We start from the raw sequence: 516 nt of genomic DNA, 5'->3' as shown, positions 1-516 counted from the left end.
TGACACTGACGAACGTGGCAGCGGGTGCGGTGAACGCGACGAGTACGGATGCGATCAACGGCAGCCAGCTGTCTTCGCTGTCGACGTCAGCGTCGACGGGCATCAGCACGGCGCAAAGTGGGGTGAATTCGCTGTCCACTGGTTTGAGCGCGACGAACAGCAACGTTGCATCGTTGTCGACGGGCTTGAGCGCGACGAACAGCACGGTGACGTCGCTGTCGACCTCGGCGTCGACGGGGATCAGCACGGCGCAGAGTGGGGTGAATTCGCTGTCCACTGGTTTGAGCGCGACGAACAGCAACGTTGCATCGTTGTCGACGGGCTTGAGCGCGACGAACAGCACGGTGACGTCGCTGTCGACCTCGGCGTCGACTGGGATCAGTTCGCTGTCCACGAGCGTTGCCAACGCTGTGCAGTACGACGACAGCACGCACACCAAGGTGACGCTGGGTGGTGTTGGCGCCAGCACGCCGGTGACACTGACGAACGTGGCAGCGGGTGCGGTGAACGCGACGA

At 63.2% G+C, this 516-nt stretch carries 1 pseudogene; it reads left to right on the top strand.

The window, feature by feature from the left end:
- Positions 1 to 14: 14 nt before the first annotated feature.
- A pseudogene (locus JHD73_RS28010) lies at positions 15 to 516 on the top strand (hemagglutinin); the annotation flags it as partial.

It is taken from the genome of Ralstonia sp. ASV6, from assembly GCF_016429285.1.
Classification (GTDB): Bacteria; Pseudomonadota; Gammaproteobacteria; order Burkholderiales; family Burkholderiaceae; genus Ralstonia; species Ralstonia flaminis.
This window is presented reverse-complemented; position numbering and strand designations above follow the sequence as displayed.